The sequence below is a fragment of the Desulfovibrio sp. Huiquan2017 genome, from assembly GCF_017351175.1.
Lineage (GTDB): Bacteria > Desulfobacterota > Desulfovibrionia > Desulfovibrionales > Desulfovibrionaceae > Pseudodesulfovibrio.
Window position 1 is genome coordinate 1 of sequence record NZ_JAFMPN010000046.1, and the last position, 534, is coordinate 534.

Sequence of the window (534 nt, forward strand, 5' to 3'; positions counted from 1 at the left end):
CTGGCGGTCGAGCACGGGTGCAGCACCCAGGAAGTCCTCAGCCTCAAGTGGGCCAATGTCGACCTTGCGGAAAACCACATCACGTTCCACCGCACCAAAAACGGGGTGACCCGCACCCACCGGATTATGCCCCGCACCCGCAAAGCACTCAAAGCTCGTTTGGAGCATGTGACCCGACACCGAGAAAAACGGGGCGTGGCGACCAAGGACGATTTCGTGATCGGCAACATGGACGGCACCCCGTTCAGGTCCATCAAGGCCGCGTGGGAAGGGCTGTGCAAAGACCACGACTTCGACGACCTGCACTTCCACGATCACCGCCACACCTATTGCACGAACATGCTGAAAGCAGGCTGCACGCTCAAGGAGACCAACGTCATGATCGGGCACAAGACCCTGCGCATGACGGACCGCTACAGCCACCTTGAAGGCGTGTTGGAAGACGGTCCGCAAGATCGTCTGGCCGCGCGCTACGCCATGACCGGCACCGAAAACAGTCGGTCGGAAGCGGCGGACACATAGCGGACATATTCC

General features: G+C 60.5%; 1 protein-coding gene. It reads left to right on the top strand.

What is annotated here, in order from left to right; translation table 11 throughout:
* The coding region (locus J0909_RS18295; RefSeq protein ID WP_207265132.1) for a site-specific integrase at positions 1-522 on the top strand (522 nt) is incomplete at its 5' end.
* Between the last annotated feature and the right edge of the window lie 12 nt (positions 523-534).